The sequence below is a fragment of the Novispirillum itersonii subsp. itersonii ATCC 12639 genome (genome assembly GCF_000381985.1).
Lineage (GTDB): Bacteria > Pseudomonadota > Alphaproteobacteria > Rhodospirillales > Rhodospirillaceae > Novispirillum > Novispirillum itersonii.
Genome location: NZ_KB907348.1, coordinates 31834 through 48837 on the forward strand (window position 1 = coordinate 31834; position 17004 = coordinate 48837).

17 protein-coding genes are annotated in these 17004 nt (G+C 61.1%); 7 read left to right on the plus strand and 10 right to left on the minus strand.

The window, feature by feature from the left end; all coding sequences use genetic code 11:
• Positions 1-48: 48 nt before the first annotated feature.
• Positions 49-678: a hypothetical protein gene (locus tag G365_RS0115580; RefSeq protein WP_155976321.1), complete on the plus strand. Its 630-nt coding sequence runs from the start codon at positions 49-51 to the stop codon at positions 676-678.
• Between the two features lie 97 nt (positions 679-775).
• On the opposite strand, the gene G365_RS0115585 is transcribed toward G365_RS0115580, so the two are convergent.
• From G365_RS0115585 to G365_RS0115605, 5 genes are all read right to left on the minus strand, one after another.
• Positions 776-2386, minus strand: coding sequence for a flagellin (locus G365_RS0115585; RefSeq protein ID WP_019646466.1), 1611 nt, complete (start codon positions 2384-2386; stop codon positions 776-778).
• Positions 2387-2447: 61 nt separating this feature from the next.
• Positions 2448-4649, minus strand: coding sequence for a flagellar hook-associated protein FlgK (flgK, locus tag G365_RS0115590; protein ID WP_019646467.1), 2202 nt, complete (start codon positions 4647-4649; stop codon positions 2448-2450).
• An 86-nt stretch (positions 4650-4735) separates the two neighbouring features.
• Positions 4736-5371 (minus strand): flagellar protein FlgN, encoded by a 636-nt coding sequence (locus tag G365_RS0115595; protein WP_019646468.1) that lies wholly within the window; start codon positions 5369-5371, stop codon positions 4736-4738.
• Positions 5368-5802 (minus strand): rod-binding protein, encoded by a 435-nt coding sequence (locus tag G365_RS21930; RefSeq protein WP_019646469.1) that lies wholly within the window; start codon positions 5800-5802, stop codon positions 5368-5370. The genes G365_RS0115595 and G365_RS21930 overlap by 4 nt, the downstream gene beginning before the upstream one ends.
• Before the next feature lie 2 nt (positions 5803-5804).
• Positions 5805-6992 carry a flagellar basal body P-ring protein FlgI gene (locus G365_RS0115605; protein WP_019646470.1) on the minus strand — a complete coding sequence of 396 codons (1188 nt, stop codon included), beginning with the start codon at positions 6990-6992 and terminating at the stop codon, positions 5805-5807.
• Positions 6993-7366: 374 nt separating this feature from the next.
• Between G365_RS0115605 and G365_RS24130 the strand changes: the two genes are divergently transcribed.
• Positions 7367-7789 (plus strand): flagellar assembly protein FliX, encoded by a 423-nt coding sequence (locus G365_RS24130; protein ID WP_019646472.1) that lies wholly within the window; start codon positions 7367-7369, stop codon positions 7787-7789.
• A gap of 240 nt (positions 7790-8029) precedes the next feature.
• Positions 8030-8446 (plus strand): RNA polymerase-binding protein DksA, encoded by a 417-nt coding sequence (gene dksA, locus G365_RS0115620; RefSeq protein WP_019646473.1) that lies wholly within the window; start codon positions 8030-8032, stop codon positions 8444-8446.
• A gap of 101 nt (positions 8447-8547) precedes the next feature.
• On the opposite strand, the gene G365_RS0115625 is transcribed toward dksA, so the two are convergent.
• The 5 genes from G365_RS0115625 to flgF all read right to left on the minus strand — a co-directional run bounded on the left by G365_RS0115625 (position 8548) and on the right by flgF (position 12807).
• Positions 8548-8922: a flagellar biosynthesis regulator FlaF gene (locus G365_RS0115625; protein WP_019646474.1), complete on the minus strand. Its 375-nt coding sequence runs from the start codon at positions 8920-8922 to the stop codon at positions 8548-8550.
• Positions 8923-9133: 211 nt separating this feature from the next.
• Positions 9134-9916: a flagellar basal body L-ring protein FlgH gene (gene flgH, locus G365_RS0115630; protein ID WP_019646475.1), complete on the minus strand. Its 783-nt coding sequence runs from the start codon at positions 9914-9916 to the stop codon at positions 9134-9136.
• Positions 9917-10075: 159 nt separating this feature from the next.
• Positions 10076-11155, minus strand: a complete 1080-nt coding sequence (gene flgA / locus G365_RS0115635) for a flagellar basal body P-ring formation chaperone FlgA (protein WP_019646476.1) — start codon at positions 11153-11155, stop codon at positions 10076-10078.
• Positions 11156-11202: 47 nt separating this feature from the next.
• Positions 11203-11988 carry a flagellar basal-body rod protein FlgG gene (flgG, locus tag G365_RS0115640; RefSeq protein ID WP_019646477.1) on the minus strand — a complete coding sequence of 262 codons (786 nt, stop codon included), beginning with the start codon at positions 11986-11988 and terminating at the stop codon, positions 11203-11205.
• Positions 11989-12060: 72 nt separating this feature from the next.
• Entirely contained in the window at positions 12061-12807 is a 747-nt protein-coding gene (gene flgF / locus G365_RS0115645; protein WP_019646478.1) for a flagellar basal-body rod protein FlgF, read from the minus strand.
• A 435-nt stretch (positions 12808-13242) separates the two neighbouring features.
• Between flgF and G365_RS0115650 the strand changes: the two genes are divergently transcribed.
• From G365_RS0115650 to G365_RS21940, 4 genes are all read left to right on the plus strand, one after another.
• The gene (locus G365_RS0115650) at positions 13243-13809 is read left to right on the plus strand and encodes a flagellar basal body-associated FliL family protein (RefSeq protein ID WP_019646479.1); all 567 of its coding nucleotides are present in this window, start codon (positions 13243-13245) and stop codon (positions 13807-13809) included.
• 78 nt (positions 13810-13887) lie between these two features.
• Positions 13888-15099, plus strand: a complete 1212-nt coding sequence (fliM, locus tag G365_RS0115655) for a flagellar motor switch protein FliM (RefSeq protein WP_026345409.1) — start codon at positions 13888-13890, stop codon at positions 15097-15099.
• A gap of 4 nt (positions 15100-15103) precedes the next feature.
• Positions 15104-15889, plus strand: coding sequence for a DUF6468 domain-containing protein (locus tag G365_RS21935; protein ID WP_019646481.1), 786 nt, complete (start codon positions 15104-15106; stop codon positions 15887-15889).
• Positions 15890-15971: 82 nt separating this feature from the next.
• Positions 15972-16907, plus strand: a complete 936-nt coding sequence (locus G365_RS21940) for a MotE family protein (protein ID WP_019646482.1) — start codon at positions 15972-15974, stop codon at positions 16905-16907.
• The last annotated feature ends 97 nt before the right edge of the window (positions 16908-17004 follow it).

Sequence of the window (17004 nt, forward strand, 5' to 3'; positions counted from 1 at the left end):
CGGTTTACGGCCTTTTCGTCTCCCGTGATTATCAGGGAGCGCCCGGCGATGCCTTTACCATCCTCTGTGCAGGAGGCCGTGGATGCTCTCTGGCAGCAGGCCCTGCAGCGCAGAGGGGAGGGAAGCCTGATGTTCGATGGCCGGGTGTATGCCCTTGCCGAACTTTCCTCGACCGAGGTGGTTCTTGAACAGCGCCGGTACCGGGAATTTTTTGCCGCCCGGACCGATCCTTCTTTGCCCCTCACTGTGGCGTCCCTCGGGGTGACGGGGATGTTGACCTGCCCTGAAGGGCTTGTGATCGGGCGGCGGGGAGCCTCCGTTGCCCTTTATCCCGGCCTGTGGGAGGTCGCCCCGTCGGGGACACTGGATTCTACCGCACCGCGGGATGTCTTGATCAGGGAATGTCGGGAAGAGCTTCTGCTGGAGGAGAGTGAAGTCCGCTGTGCAGACCATCCGGTCGGCATTATGTGTGCTGATGGGATTTACGATTTTGTCTATCGGATCCAGACGGATATCTCTGTCCGGGACTTGAAAATGAGACTGTCCGCGAAGACACCGGAATATTCGGACATCTCGGTCATCGCCCTCAGTGATCTGATGACCTTCCCTTATGACGCCTTCATCCCATACTCCGCAGCGGTGATCCGGGATGTTTTTGGGCCAGAGATGGCGTCCTGACGCGTCACGTCTTAAAAGGAAAAGCGCTTTCAACAGGGAAGGGAGCCCTTGTGTTGAAAGCGCTTTTCAGCTGGCCGCCCTGACGCCGGATGGACCGTCAGATGTAGTCCTTCAGGCTCAGTTTGCTGACCCGGCCCATCACCTGATAGGCGGCTTCCAGGGCTCTCTGGTCATCATTCAGCTTGGTGACGGCTGTGGTCAGGTCGACATTCGCGATATCTGCGATGCTGCCTTCCAGGAATGACAGGAACGTGCTGGCACTTTTCTGGGCGTTGTTCAGCTCAACCTGAGTCAGGCCAAGGGTGGTCTGTACGATGGTTAGATCGCTGCTGCTTTCCCGCACGCTGATGCTGTGGGTGACGGCGTCACTCATCAGGGTAACGCTTTTATCAAGGCGGCGATAAAACTCCGTCATATCGTTGGCGGTGTTGCCGGTGCTGGGGAAGCCCTGCCCCAGCATGCCAAGGGCGCGGATCACTTTCTCGAAAGCACCATCCTGTGCGGTGACGCTGGTGGTGGTGGTGCGGCTGGCATCAACCCGGTGGGTCAGGGACAGCGTATCGCCCTGATAATAGCCGGAACTGACAACGTTAACATTGGTCTGGGCCCCGGTGGTGCCAAAGGTCGGGGTGGTATACAGCATCTCACCGTTCAGGATTTTGGTCATGTCGGCTGCGGGGATCGACCCGTTCGCCGGCCAGCGGACCGTCACCGGGGCATTGTTGCCGGTGGAGTTTTCAATTCCGACCACAGTGCCGTTGGGGACACCGATTTTGATGTTGTATCCGCCCGCGGCATCGGTGGCGACGGTCGGCGGCGGCGGGGTCAGCTTTACATACCGGCCATCCTGAGAGACTTCGGTCACCGTATAGACGCCGTCGTTCCCGGCGGTGCCGCTGTCAATCAGCAGGGTCATCCCACGTTCCAGCGTGCTGAACGCCCCGAATGCGGTGGAGGACAGAGAGCCTTCGGACACCCCGGCGACAGGATCGGGCACGGTGCTGGCATAGGTGATGGCGCTGGTGTTGTTCAGGCTGCCGGTGATAAATTTCTTGGTTTCCCCGGCACCGGTATCCATTTCAATGATGCCCCGGCTTTCCGTGGCACTCGGGAAAGCGGCCCGGTTGGAGAACTGCAGCTTCAGGTCACGGAAGTCAGCATTGAACAGATCAGAGGCCCGGGTTTCCGGGAAGGTGACGGTGCCGCCGTTATAGACAGCCTCAAATGCCGCAAGACTGCCGCTCGGCAGAGACACCGGCGATGTGTCGGTCTTGCCGCCGGAGAACAGGAACATCCCGTCGATATCAGAGTTCATATAAGCCTGAACGGTCGACAGGGTCTGCACGGCCTGCTGGCGGATGCTGGTGATCTGCGCCTGATATTCCGGGGTGGGGGTATCCGTGCGGAATTTAGCAAAGTCCTGCAGCTTGCCGAGGAAGTCTGAGACCGATTTCCGGGCACTTTCCACGGCGGAGGATGCCGCTTTCACCCGCACTTCGGCAGCCTTGTTGCCTGCGGCGTAGTTGTCGGTGGCGGTGTGCAGGGTTTCCAGATTGACCAGCCGGAAGCTCTCCGGCGCCAGACCGGAATACACCTGGGTCTTGCGCTCGGTATTGACCGAAAGGGCCGTGTCATTCAGCCGCGATTGCAGTTCCAGCATACGGCTCAGCATGATCTGATTGGAGGCGTATGTAGTGACGCGGGTCATGGGGTATCCTCCGGGGGAGTCTTCAGCATCAGTTTAACAAGGCCGGTGATGGCCGGAAAGATCAGCGGATGATGTCGTTGAGGACGTCAAACATCTGTTTGGTGGTCGAAATCACTTTTGCCGCCGCAGCGTAGGACTGTTCAAACACCATCAGCTGTGACAGTTCTTCATCCAGATTGACGGCGCTGATTTCCGAATCTTTGGTCGACAGCGCTTCGGTCAGACTGGTCTGGTAGTCGGTTGCGGTCTTAGACGCTGCCGCACGCCCGGCGGCGTTGGAAATGATTGCCGCGCCATAGTCTGTCAGGCGCAGCTGGCCGGTGCTGAGGCCCCCGGAATTCTCATAGCTCTGCAGGGACGTAAAGGCGGCGGCCATCTGATTGGCGATCGCATTATCCCCGGTAGAGACGTAATAAGCGCCGGTATTGGCGTTGAATTGCAAGGCCCCGCGCTGCAGCATGTTGGAATTGACGGTCAGCTTGTCGGCGACCTTCATCGTCTGGGCGTAACCGGCCTTTGACGGATCAAGGCCAAGGGCATCCCATCCCGCGCTGGTCGGTCCGGTCCGGGTCACCTGCATATCGCTGCCGTCGAGATTGGTGATCCGCAGGCGGGTGCCATTACCGTCAGGCACCACTGAGGCTTTCACTTTGCCGGACAGGCTGGCGGTATTGTTGATCCGGGCGGCGATCTGGGCCGGAGTATCCCCGGACATCACCAGAACACTGCCAAAGTTCAGGCCGTTGCCTTCAGAAGAGAAAGACAGCGTGGTTGCCTGCGGCGAGGTGTACGTGGAATCGAGAACGTCGGATTCCCACTGCCAGTTTTTCTGGCTGCTGCCGTAAACATCGTTGAGGCCCAGAAAATTGCTGAACCCCTTCACGGTCTGATCGCCGGTCCCGTCGGCATTGGAATCGAAGGAGATGCTGACGTCTGCCGCATCGGAGCCGATCGCGCTGGTCTTCTGGTCGCGGAAGGCCAGACCTTTGCCGGTGGAGTTAATCTGGATATTGAACTTACCGTTGGAATCAACGGCGACCGTCGATGTTGTCAGACCCTCTGACTGCAGCCAGCTCTGCATTTTTCCGGCGACCTGATCCATGGTCCACGGCCCGTTGGAGGCCAGAGCCCCGGCCGGGGCCAGTGCCGCATTCTGCATGATGGTATTCAGGCTGGTGGTTGCCGCCTGGCTGCCATCGGCATTGAAAATGGTCAGGTTCACATCCCCAGAGGTCAGCTTCATGGTCTGGGTGGCATTACCGGCAGTCTTGATGAACGTCCGGCTGCCGATCATGGATGTGTTGAGTGCCGGATAAGATGTGCCGCGGTTATGTGCCGCATTCAGGCTTTTGGTCATGACATCGGCCAGCTGATCGATCTGGCTTTGCAGGGCGGGCAGCTCACTGTCACGCATGTCAATCAGGGCCCGCAGCTTGCCGGACCGGATATCATCGGTGATATCGTCTGCCCCGATGGTCATCTTGGAGAACTGACCACCGGCAAAACTGTCCCATGGGGCGACGTTGGCGGTGGGGGCGTAATCAATTTTGCGGAAAGTGTTGTCCAGCAGGGTGGTGCCGGATGCGGTGAAGATGGTGATCGCCCCGCTTTCCTGCGTGTAATAGGACACATCCATCAGCTGCGACAGGCCCTTCATCAGCTCGTCGCGCTTATCCTGCAGGTCCGCCGCGCCCTGCCCGGTGGCTTTGGCGAGCGAGATCTTCTGGTTCAGGTCAGCGATGCTCGACAGATAGGTGTTCACCTGCGACACCGCATTGCCGATTTCCTGATCGGCATTGGTCCGCATGGCCTGAATTTTGTTCGACAGGTCGGCAAAAGCGTTCTGGATATCGGTGGCCTTGCGGATTGTCTGATCGGCAAGGGAGGGATTCTGAGAGTTCAGCGCCAGCTGTTCAAACTGGGCTGCCAGATCGGAAATCCGGTGTGCGATGGATGTCGAATCGCCCGGCGCGCCGAACAGGTTCTGCACCTGCTTGTAATAGGTGTTGGCCGTTGACAGCTGCGCCGACTGCCCGCCGGAGGCCCACAGGCTCTTCCGCAGGGTTTCGTCGACCCGGCGCTGGGTTTCACTGGTCTGGACCCCGACCCCGTACCCGCCGAGGGTGACGCTTTCCGGCGTGAAGATCTTGCGCGAATAGCCGACGGTATTGACGTTGGCGATGTTGTGAGACACCGAGTCCAGCCCGCGCTGGGAGGTCAGAAGCCCGCTGATCGCTGCGTTGAGTGCCAGATTAAGGGACATTGTTCTTCTTCCTTGCCGTACCGTTCCGCGTCAAACCGATTTCCAGAAACTGCCGGTCTTTTCCTGCCGGGTCGGGGAGCGGTCGCTCAGAGTTCTTTATTCAGGGCCACGGCCAGCGCTCTGGCCGTGACATTTTTGCTGTCCATCTTGCCATGGTCGCTGTAGGCGGCAGCCTGAGCCTCCTGCGCTTCCCGCAGGGCAGAGGTGATGGTGCCCATAAAGCTGTTGATGGCATTGATATTGGCCCGCAGCAGCAGTTCGTTGCGCTGCATGGTGTTGTCCAGTTTTTCACCGGCGGCCAGCAGGGCTTCCCGCCGCTCCGGGGCCAGTTCCTTGACTTGTTCCGGGTCTTTCCGCAGGCCCAGTACCATTTCAGTATAGGCCCGGGTCAGGGCCTGTTTCCGGGGCAGGGCCTCCCGCAGCACATCAAAGCTGCGGGCTTCCAGAACGTCATTTTCCTCGGTCAGCAGGTGGGTCAGCTCTTCCACCAGAAACAGGATGGCGGCAGCACGGTCGCCTTCCGGCAGTTTAATCACCGGGGCTGCCGGTGCCTGCTGCCCCCGTGTCCGGGGCTGCGGTTGCGGGGTATGGGTTACTGCCGGGGATTCCGCGCTGGCGGCCGGGGCGGCTGCATTGCTCTGTCCGGCACGTTTTGCCGGGCCGGATGCGCCCCGGGTGGCGGGGCGGGAGGGGGTGCCGGAAGAACGGGTGATGCGGGTCATTCCATACCCTCCTTCTCGGATGCGGCAGGCGGGGTGCCCGGCGCGGTCGTGCCGGAGTTCCGGGCTTTTTCCTGAGCTTCCAGCATGGCAGTCATCACCTGATCCGTCAGGCCGAGGCCGTCCTGACGGGCCAGCTCCTTGCCATACTGATCAATCATCATGCTCTTCCAGCTGTCTTCACCGACACCGCCGCCGAACATTTCGTCGGTCTTGATGCCTTCAAACATCGGCTGGATCATCTGCGAGGCGAAAAAGGCCACGAACTCCTGCGCGGCCTGACGGGTGGCGTCCAGTGACCTGTCCGTCCCGGTCTGCGCGGTGGCGTTGCCATATGCCGATGCCGCCCGCGAGCGGCTGCGGGCCGTACCCAGCGCATCAGCGCCGGAGGTCATGCCAGAGGCGGACAGGGGGGTTGATGTCATGGTCGTCATGGTTACATCACCTCGATTTCGGCCTGAAGCGCACCGGATGCTTTGATCGCCTGCAGAATGGTGATCATGTCACGGGGGCCGATGCCAAGGGCATTCAGGCCGTTCACCACTTCCTGCAGGCTGACGCCGCCGTCAACAACGGCCAGCTTACGGTCAGCCTGTTCATCAACCTGAATATCGGTCCGGGGCACTGTGACAGTCTCCCCGGTGGTGGAGAAAGGATTGGGCTGGCTGACCTGCGGGGTCTCAGTCACCTTGATGGTCAGGTTGCCCTGAGCAATGGCCACGCGGGAAACGCGGACGTTGTCGCCGATGACGATGGTGCCGCTGGTCTCGTCGATCACCACGCGGGCCTGCATATCGGGCTCGATCCGCAGCTGTTCAATCTCGGTCATCAGGTCCACCAGTGACCGCCCGGGGGGGACAGCCACCTGTACGGTGCCGGGGTCAGACGCACGGGCACTCAGGGCGCCCATGTAGGCATTGACCGCTTCGGCAATACGGGTGGCGGTGGTGATGTCAGGGTTCCGCAGCGCCAGATTGACACTTTGCATCGAGGCCAGTTCGAACGGCACTTCCCGTTCAACGATCGCTCCGCTGGGAATCCGCCCGGCGGTCGGCACCCCTTTGGTGATGGTGGCGGCAGCACCGGAGGCTTCGAAACCGCCAACCTGGACCGTACCTTGAGAAACGGCATAAACTTCCCCGTCGGCACCGATCAGCGGGGTCACCAGCAGCATGCCGCCCATCAGACTTTTGGCATCGCCCAGTGCAGAAACCGTTACGTCAATCCGGGACCCCTGCCGGGCAAAGGCGTGCAGATTGGCGGTGACCATCACAGCGGCGACGTTTTTCGACTTCAGGCTGGAGCCGCGGGTGTTGACCCCCAGCCGTTCCAGCATCCCGATCAGGCTTTCCTTGGTGAAGGCCATATTGTCGATGTTGTCGCCGGTGCCCTTCAGGCCGACCACCAGACCGTAGCCGATCAGCATGTTGTCGCGGATGCCTTCAACATCAGCGATGTCTTTGATCCGCGACGGGGCGGCTGATGCCGGGGCCAGATCTGCGCCGAACAGGGCCGCGGTCACCACCACGGCCACCGCTACGGCCCGTGCCAGACCGCTTCCGGCGCGCAGGCGCAGGAACCGGGGACGGGACAGGGTGGTGAGGAAAGTGCGGATGCCGGTCATGGACAGGGGCTTTCTCTCGAAGGGGCAGGGTGTTCACTCAGACTGCTCCGGGAACTCCCGGGGCCGGTGGCGGCACCGGTCGGAATCTGCCGGGGCATCACGGGCGCGTACTTTCTATGCGAACGCTATGCCATATTGTTAAAAGCAAAGTGTTTATAAACCATTGCGGCCCTGTCCTCAGGGTCGGTCTGAAGGTGTCTCCATCCCCCGTGGATCCGGTCGGCAAAATATGCCGGGCCGGGGAGCGGAGTTTCCTCTTTCATGGGGCCGATCAAGATCTTAGAATCTTCAGTCATGGATCATATCCCCGCTGCGAACACCTGCTTCGGTGCTCGGTGGTGGGGGCGGTATTATGGCTGAAGGCGGTCAGGATTATGAAAATCTCCGGTGTTGGTTCTGGCGGGACTCCTCCGTCGAAGCGGGCTGAAAAGGGCCGCGCTGCCGGAGGCGGATTTTCCCGGCATCTCGGGTCTGTTGAAGACAACGGGCCAGCCTCGGTCGAGGCCCCGGTCACGCTGGCCGGAATAGACAGCATTCTTGCAATGCAGTCGGTCGATCCTGATGCCGGTGGCACGGCCCGGAAGCGGATGATGCAGCGGGCGGAAGACTTGCTGGATCATCTTGAAGATCTGCGGCAAGGGGTACTCGAAGGGCGGGTCTCAAAAGAGAATCTTGCCTCTCTGGCCCATCTGGCCCGAACCCGGCGCGAAGCGGGGGTCGACCCCCGGCTGGCGGCGGTGCTGGATGAGATTGAACTGCGGGCCGAAGTGGAGCTGGCAAAGCTGAACCGCCGGTGATCTGTTGTCTCCGGTGAGCCGGTAGGCCTGAGGCAATACCTGAACGGAGGATTTGGGTACTCAGGCGTGTCGTTTCATGGTCTTATACCGGGGCGGGTTAGCGCCGGGCTCCCTTGAAGTGTGACGAAATCGCGTCAAATCCACGGTTCAGCCGCATTGTCAACACTGCGGACTTGCGAATGTGACCACTGCCGCCTATAGTCCCCGCCGGATTTGGGAGGCTTTTAATCAATGACTGCTATGACCGTCACCCTTCCCCCCGATTACCGCCCGTCCGATGACGAGCCGTTCATGAATGATCTGCAGCGGGAGTATTTCCGGCAGAAACTGTTGAGCTGGCGGCAGGAACTGCTGCGGGAATCCGAAGAAACCCTGGAGCATCTGCAGGAAGGTGGTCTGCAGGAACCCGATCTTGCCGACCGGGCTTCTGCTGAAATGGACCGTACCCTTGAACTGCGGACCCGTGACCGGGCCCGGAAGCTGATCTCCAAGATTGATGCGGCGCTGGAGCGCCTGTCAAACGGGACCTACGGCTATTGTGAAGAAACCGGTGAGCCGATCACGCTTCGCCGCTTGGAAGCGCGGCCGATTGCCACTCTGTCGATCGAGGCGCAGGAGCGTCATGAGCGGATGGAGCGGACACACCGTTCTGACTGAGGCAGTGCCCGGTTTCGGGAAATGTCCGTCCTGAGAGTGCGAAGACCCGGATCTGTGGTGACAGATCCGGGTCTTTGTGATTGTGGTGCCGCGATGGGCGGTCAGTTCGGCACGGGGGCCTGAATGGTCTGCTCGGTCCGCTTCAGGGCTTCCAGCAGTCCTTCCGCAATCTGCAGATTGATCTCGGCGATGGTTTGCAGATTGTCGCACGGCTTGCCGTTCAGCATCCGCACGCATTCGGAGCTGACAAAGTCGGCGAGTCGGATAATGCTTTCCCGCGTATTCTCCGGGAAGATGCTTTTCTCATTGAGGCTGATGGCCTTAAAGGCCAGCCACAGCTGTAGATTATGCTCCAGCGCGGACTGCAGGCGGGTTTCGTCCTGCGTTTCATTGGCAGCGTGAATGGCATCGGCGGCCAGTACCAGCGCCAGCGCTTCCCCTTCACGTTCTGCTTTGTAGTCGTCCCAGGAGGTCATGCCCCTCTCCTCTCCAGAATACCCGGTCTTTGTCGCCGGAGCGCTGATCCTTTGACCAGCGTCAGAAGTGTGCGCCTGTTCCGCCGGGGCGGAAAGGGGAAAGCGCCAATGTGGTCTGGATTGACATTATTGTTTGTGGGGAGACAGACCCTATCATGAAAAACCCCCTGTCCGGCGGGGCGGACAGGGGGCTGGTCTGGGAGCTGTGGGATCAGAACGGGAAAATAATGTCGAAAATCTGCTGCCCGTAGCGTGGGGTCTGCACGTCAGAGATCGTCCCCCGCCCGCCATAACTGATCCGGGCTTCGGCGATCTTATCCCAGTCAATGGTGTTGTCAGACCGGATGTCCTCCGGGCGGATCACTCCGGTGATTGCCAGTTCACGCAGCTCGGCGTTGACCCGGACTTCCTGACGCCCGGCAATCACCAGATTGCCGTTGGGAAGCACCTGCAGCACCACGGCGGCAAGCCGGAGCTTAATGGTCTCTTCGCGTTTGATGGATCCGGTACCGGAATGTGACCCTGAGGAATTGGCCGAGGCCAGACTGTTCAGGTTCACGCCGTCAGGCAAGACTTTGGCGGCGGAGGCTTCCAGCCCGAACATGTTCGGCATCCCCAGCGATTCACCGGCCTTGCGGGAGCTGGAGGTCGCGTTGTCCAGTTCCGCCTTTTCGCTCTGGATATTGACGATAATGGTCAGGATGTCCCCGACCTGCCCGGCGCGCTGGTCTTTAAAGAATGCGCGGGCCCCGGGACGCCACAGGCTGTTGGGGTTGGGCTGCGACATTTCCGGCGCGGGCATCGGCAGGGAAACGGGCCGGTAATCCCGTTTCTGCACCGGATTCTCGATCGAAGATAGCTGGGGGCCATCCCCGACCTCTGACAGCCGTTGCAGGGTGTTGCAGCCGCTGAGGGCCGTGGCAACGCACAGCAGGGCGGCGATTTTACGGGTAGAGCCTGCGCGGTGCGCGGGCTTTGCGGTCATGCGCAACATGGGGCTTCTCCGGGTGGCCGGTCTGAGCATCTTACCAAAAGAGCATGCAACGGTTATGCCAGTTAGCCGGGAATCTTTTTCCCGGTTGCAGGGGGCAAAAATGCTCCGTTGACGGCTGCGCTTTCAGTCGGCAGGGAATCGGACAGCAGAGTATAGGGGTCAGCGTGCCGACGCAACCTGACCCAGCGGTGTGACGCGGACCTGATGAGCGCCGGTGACCACGCCGGAGACAACTTTGTTGCTTTGCGGATTACGCACCTGCACCACATCGCCGACGCCGCCCGGCTCAAGGGCGACCCCGTTGGCGCTCAGGCGCATATAAGGGGTCACCAGCTCCATCACCACCGGCTGACCTTTGGTGACGACAACGGTGCGTTCGATATCCTGCAGCATCAGCTGGTCGCCCGCCCGCAGCGGGCGCTTGGCGGTCTGGCCGATCAGGCGTTCCGGATCAAGGATGGTGCCGTCGCGCAGCTCGGTGCTGCGCATCCGGGTCCATTGGATGTCTTCGACCTGAATCACGTCTTTCCGGCCGAGGGCGCGGGACAGGACCGGGACGGTGATGGTATCGACCGCCCGCCCGGCCAGCCGCAGCTTTTTAGTATCACCGTTGCCGCTGCCGGTCTGGACCAATGCCGCGAAACGACCGGTTCGGCGGTCGAAATTGGCGTCGACCACGGCAATATTGCCCATCTCACCGGCAGCGATCGTTGCGGTCTGCAGGCCCGATGTCAGTTCGACCTCGGCGTCTTCCGACATGCCACGGGCGACCAGATCCTGCCGCAGCACGGCAATAATTTCTGTGCTGCCGATGGTGGTGGTTTCCCGGGTCAGGGTTGCCGATTCGTTGGCCTGTCCGGGGGTCCAGATCAGGCCGAAGCGCTTGGCAATGTCTGACAGCCGCACCGCATCCAGAATGATCGGGGCACCGACCAGTGGGGCCGCCATCACCGTTTCCCGTTCCTGCGGCAGGGCTTTCCCTGTTGTGGACTGGAACAGGTCGCCAACCCGAACCACGTCGCCGGAGATCGCGGTGGCACGTCGCAGGGTGACGGTGGCCGAGTCGGTGGCGGTCAGTTCGCGGTAGGCGGTGCCCTGAAGGATCTGAGGCACGCTGACATCGACCGGGGCCGCCGCCGCCACCGGGCCGCTGGAACCGGCAGCCGCCGCCTGTCCGCACAGCAGGGCGGACAGGGCGAAGGACAGCAGGGCGGAGCGGAGGGGGCGGTGGAATGTCATGGTCGGATACTCCGGTCTCAGGAAATGTAGCCGTCAGTCAACAAGCCTTACTTCACCTGATTAAGGGTCGCCATCATTTCATCAGAGCTCTTGATGACCTTGGAGTTCATTTCGTAAGCGCGCTGGGCAGAAATCAGCTCGGTAATTTCTGCCACCACGTTGACGTTGGAGGTCTCAAGGAAGCCCTGCAGCAGGGTGCCGAATCCGGCGCTGCTGGGGGCCGCGGTTACCGGAGCGCCGGAGGCCGGGGTTTCGATAAGCAGATTTTGCCCGATGGCTTCAAGGCCGGCTTCGTTGGCGAAGGTTGCCAGCTGCAGCTGACCGACGTTCTGCGGGTTGACCTGCCCGTCGAGCTTGACCAGCACTTCGCCGGACGCATTAACGGTCACCTGAACGGCGTTCTGCGGGATGGTGATGCCAGGCTGCACCGTATAGCCGTCATGGGTGACGATCTGGCCCTCCGGGCTGAGCTGGAAGGAGCCGTCGCGGGTATAGGCGGTGGTGCCGTCCGGACGCTGAATCTGGAAGTACCCTTTGCCCTGCACCGCGATATCCAGCGGATTTTCGGTGGAGGTCATGCTGCCCTGCTCGCTGATGCGGTACACGGCATTGGTCTTCACCCCGAGACCGAGCTGAACCCCTGCCGGAACGATCGCACCGTTGTCCGCCGAGGTGGAGCCCGGGCGACGGATGTTCTGGTACAGCAGATCGCTGAACTCGGCCCGCCGCCGGGCATAGGCGGTGGTGTTCATGTTGGCGATGTTGTTGGAAATCACTTCCACGTTGGTCTGCTGGGCCAGCATGCCGGAGGCGCCGATATTCAGGGACCGCATGGCTTTCTTCCTTGTTTCACGCGGCATCGCCGGGGATGCCGAATCTTAAGTACCGTAGGGCGGGGGAGCGGATCAGACCGACCGGCGCGTCCAGATGTCGATCGTCTTACGGATCCGTTCATCCTCGCGGTCGATGATGTTCTGGGTCTGCTGATAAGACCGCTGAACATCAATCATCCGGGTCATTTCGACCACCCCGTTGATGTTGGATCCTTCAAGCAATCCCTGTGCCACCCGGGCCTCGGGGGCAGGCTGTGCCGTCTGGTCGGTGTTGGCTTCCCACAGGGTGGAGCCCACGCGCCGCAGGGCCTGCGGATTGTCAAAGCGCACCACTTTCAGCTTGGCAATCACGCCGTTTTCGGTGCTGACGGTCCCGCTTTCTGACACGTTGAAACGCGATTCGTTCGGGGCGATGAAGATCGGGGTTCCGGCATCAGACAGAACGGTGCTGCCGTCCCGGGTAACCAGTTTGCCCTGATCATCAAGAGTGAAGCCGCCGGACCGGGTATATTTTTCCCCGCCGAACGCCTCGACCGCGAAGAAAGTGTCATCGCCCTGCAGCGCCAGATCCATGGCATTGCCGGTACTTTTCTGCGGGCCGGGGGTCAGGTCATTGACCTGGCCGATGTCCTGCACAAACCGGACCTGATCGCGGAAGGCCGAGTCTGTGTTGGGGGTGCGCACCAGATAATCAGTGAACATCATGTCCTGCCCACGGAATCCCGAGGTGTTCATGTTGGCCAGATTGTTCGCAATGGTATCCATGCGGCGCCACAGGGCGGTCTGGCGAGACAGTGCGATGTATCCGGTATTTTCCATGGCGCAGGTCCATCACCCGATCGGTTAACTTTGGCTCCCGCCGTCAGCGGGGCTGCCTGGTGGGAAAGCATGAATCGTGCCATAGTTATTTTTATTGAATAAAAACAGTATATTGAAGGATATTTGAAAGGTGTTTTCATCCCCTTCCTGCTGTGAGGGATCGAAGATCTGGCGAATGTGGGAAGGTTTTGCCGGGTGATCTCTCTAACCCATTCTTAACAGTTGATGTCTACTGTGAACCTATGGGTCCGGGGCGCCGGATCCGCAGTCGCGGGGTGTTGCGCCGTTTATGCCGACAGGCAGACGCGCGGAAGGTCCGGCACGTACATAAAACGCATTGCCGAAGCGGTTGCCGACGGCGTCCGGGATCTTGATGCCAGAGGGCAGGGCCGGACGTGGTGGCCGCAGGACACAGACAGACATTCGGGGATCAGCATGGCTGAAGATCTTGAAGAAGACTACGACGACGACGACGATGGCGGTGGCCACGGCGGCGGCGGCGGTGCTGCCAAAAAGAAGAAGATGCTGATCCTGATCGTTCTGCCTGTGCTGCTGCTGGTCGGTGGTCTTGCCGGGGCCTATTTCGCCGGTCTGCTCGATTCGGTGGTTGGCGGCAAAAAGCAGGACGCCCCGGCGGCTGAAGCGGAGGCGCCGAAGCCTTCGTCCGGCGCGCCGACCGGGCCCAGTCAGGTGCAGGGAACCATCTTCTATGACCTCCCGGAAATGCTGGTGGATATCAACGGGCAGGGGCGCAAGCGTACCTTCCTGAAGATCCGCATCAGTCTGGAACTGGCCAATGGCGCTGATGTTCCGGCGGTTGAGGCCGTGATGCCCCGCATCATCGACAATTTTCAGATCTATCTGCGTGAACTGCGTCTGGAAGATCTTCAGGGGGCTGCCGGTATCTACCGACTCCGCGAAGAGCTTCTGGTCCGGGTGAACGCGGCGGTGCGTCCGGCCAAGGTCAATGACGTGCTGTTCAAGGAAATGCTGATCCAGTAACCCGGCCCGCCCGCCCGGCGCTGCCTTTCAGTGCAGGCCGGGGGGAGGGGCGGGGTGCCGGATGATGAGGATGACACAATGGTAACGCCACAGGACGCATCCAGAACCGCAGAAGACGAAGAAGCGTTGATGCGCGAATGGGAAGCCATGGCCGGAGGCGGCAATGGCGGCGGTGGGGCTGCGGCTGCACCCGGTGGCGGCGATGGCGGTGATATCGACGACGCCGATGCCATGGCCGCAGAATGGGAAGCCATGCTGGGCGGCGGTGGTGGTGGTGGCGTCGAGGAGTTTGCCGACTTCCCCTCGCCGTCTTCTTCGGGCCGGGAAAGCACCCGTGTTCTCAATCAGGATGAAATCGACAGCCTTCTCGGGTTCGATGATTCTGATGACGAGCGGTTTGAAAAGACCGGTATCCAGTCGATTCTCAACTCGGCACTGGTGTCGTATGAACGCCTGCCGATGCTGGAAGTCGTGTTCGACCGTCTGGTCCGCATGATGTCGACATCGCTGCGTAACTTTACCTCTGACAACGTCGAAGTCTCCCTCGACAATATCTACAACCTGCGTTTCGGCGATTATCTGAACTCCATCCCGCTTCCGGCGATGCTGACGGTGTTCAAGGCTGAAGAGTGGGATAACTACGGGCTGATGACCGTCGACAGCGCCCTGATCTACTCGATCGTGGACGTTCTGCTCGGCGGGCGGCGCGGTACGGCGGCGATGCGTGTTGAAGGCCGCCCCTACACCACGATTGAACGCAATCTGGTGGAGCGGATGATTCACGTTGTGCTGGCGGATCTGTCCGCTGCCTTCGATCCGCTGTCTCCGGTGACGTTCCGCTTTGACCGCCTGGAAACGAATCCGCGTTTTGCGACGATCTCCCGTCCGTCAAACGCCGCCATCGTTGCCAAACTGCGGATTGACATGGAAGACCGCGGCGGCCGGCTGGAACTTCTGCTGCCCTATGCGACGCTGGAGCCTGTCCGTGAACTGCTGCTGCAGATGTTCATGGGGGAAAAGTTCGGTCGCGACTCGATCTGGGAAACCCACCTTGCTGAAGAGATGTGGTTCACCGAGGTGGAGTTGGAGGCGGTGCTGGATGAGCAGACCCTGCCGCTGAAGGATATTCTCAATCTGCAGATCGGCTCGCGCATCATGCTGAATGCCGGCCCGAATTCACCGGTGGAGATGCGCTGCGGCGATGTGCCGCTGTTCGTGGGGCAGATGGGGCGTAAGGGGAACCATATTTCGATCCGCGTTGATAGCAAGATCAAGCGGCAAAAGGGTTGATGCCATGACCGTTTCGCTCATCCTTGATGTCGTTGTGGTGGCGTTGCTGGTGCCGACGATCGTCTTCGCCGTCATCCTGAACAGCCGTCTGTCTGCCCTGCGGAAAAACCGCGAGGAGCTGGGGCGTCTGATCGCTGCCTTCAATGAAGCGACCCTGCGTGCCGAAAGCGGGATCCCGCGTCTGCGCAAAGCCAGTGAAGAAGCCTCCAAAGCCCTGCAGGAACGGGTCGAGCGGGCCCAGCTGCTGCGGGATGACCTTGCTTTTATGGTGGAGCGGGCCGGACAGGCCGCTGACCGTCTGGAAGGGGCGGTCCGCAACGCCCGGGATCATGCTCCGGCGCCTGCCGGGGCGACTCCGCCGACGGCACCGGCACCGGTCAGCACCGGTCGGGCGGCGACGCCCCCGGCTTTCATGGATGTTGAAAGTGCTGCCGCTGCCGCTGAGCGGGTGGCGATGGAGGCTGTGGCCGCTGCGACCAAAGCTGCCGCTGCTGAAGTGCCGCTGACGGCGGCGCCTGAACTGCGGCCCCGGCCATCAGCAATGGCCAGTGGCTCCGCTCCGGCACCCTCCCGCCCGCAGGCCCCTGCTGCCCGCCCGTCGGGAACCCGGACTGCGGCTCCGCCCGCCCCGACTGCTCGTCCGGCCCGGTCTCCTGCCCCGTCCCTGGGGGCGGCCCTGGCGTCGGAGGCTCCGGCGAGCGGTCCTTCTTCACCGAAGGTTTCCTTCGGGGATGATGAGCGGTCTGAGGCAGAGCGTGAACTGCTGCGGGCGCTACAGTCTGCGCGCTGAGGATTGATTTTTTCTGCCGGATCGCCCCGAGTCGGGGTAAGACGGCGCTGGGTTTGACAGGTACACCTGACAGGACGCAAGAATGGCGAAGCAGATACCGCCCCGGAATGACAGTGCTCGGTCCGGCCAGAAGGCCGGAGGGGCTCGACCTGCCCGGGGTGACGGCGCGGAAGGTGTCGCCCTGTCCGGTATCGGCATGGTCAGTGTTGACGGCGAAGCTCCCTTGTCGTCACCGTTGCAGGGCGGAAAGGCTGCCCCTGCCGTGGTGATGGCGCGCAGTCCCCGGGTCCGGTTGCTGCCCTTGGTGATTTTTGCTGCAGTCCTGATGCTGTCGGCCCGTTTGGGCAGCCTGTGGCAGGATGCGCAGTCGTTGCCCGGCTCGGTACAGGTGGGGCAGAATCAGGCTTTCGCCCAGCAGGCCTCAACAGCTCTTCCGGCGGGGCCATCGCCCCTGACGTCGCCCCCTGCGGCGATGCTGGCGGCGGCATCGGGCCCGCGTGTACAGCTTGCGCAGGCGACGGAAGGAGGGGGGGCACCCTCTTCCGGGCCGACCTCAATCACGGCCGGTGCCGCCTGTGACCCGCTGAAGGATCCGGTGAACCTGACCCAGACTGAAATTGACGTGCTGCAGAAGCTGGCGGAACGCCGGGAAGTGATGGATAAGCGGGAGCGGGAACTGGAGACCCGCGAAAACCTGCTGAAAGCGGCGGAACAGCGTATTGACACTAAGGTGGCTGATATGCGTACGCTTGAAAATACCATCAGCGACCTGCTGAAGAAGCATGACGCGCAGGAACTGGAGCGAATCAACCAGCTGGTGAAAATCTACGCAGCAATGAAGCCGGTTGATGCTGCTGCAATTTTCAATGATCTTGAGATGGACATTCTTCTCACGATCATGGAAAACATGAAGGAAGCGAAATCTGCGTCGATTCTGGCCGCGATGGATCCGGTAAAAGCACGGACCCTCACCGCCGAATTGAGCAAGCGCCACAAAATTCCACTCCCTGGTCAGTGAGGGGGCGGTTTTGGGGGGTTGAGTGGGGAAAGGGGTTGCGTGTGGCCCCCTGACTCTTTTAAAAACAAGGCGGAACTGTGTTCTGCAGAAGATATGG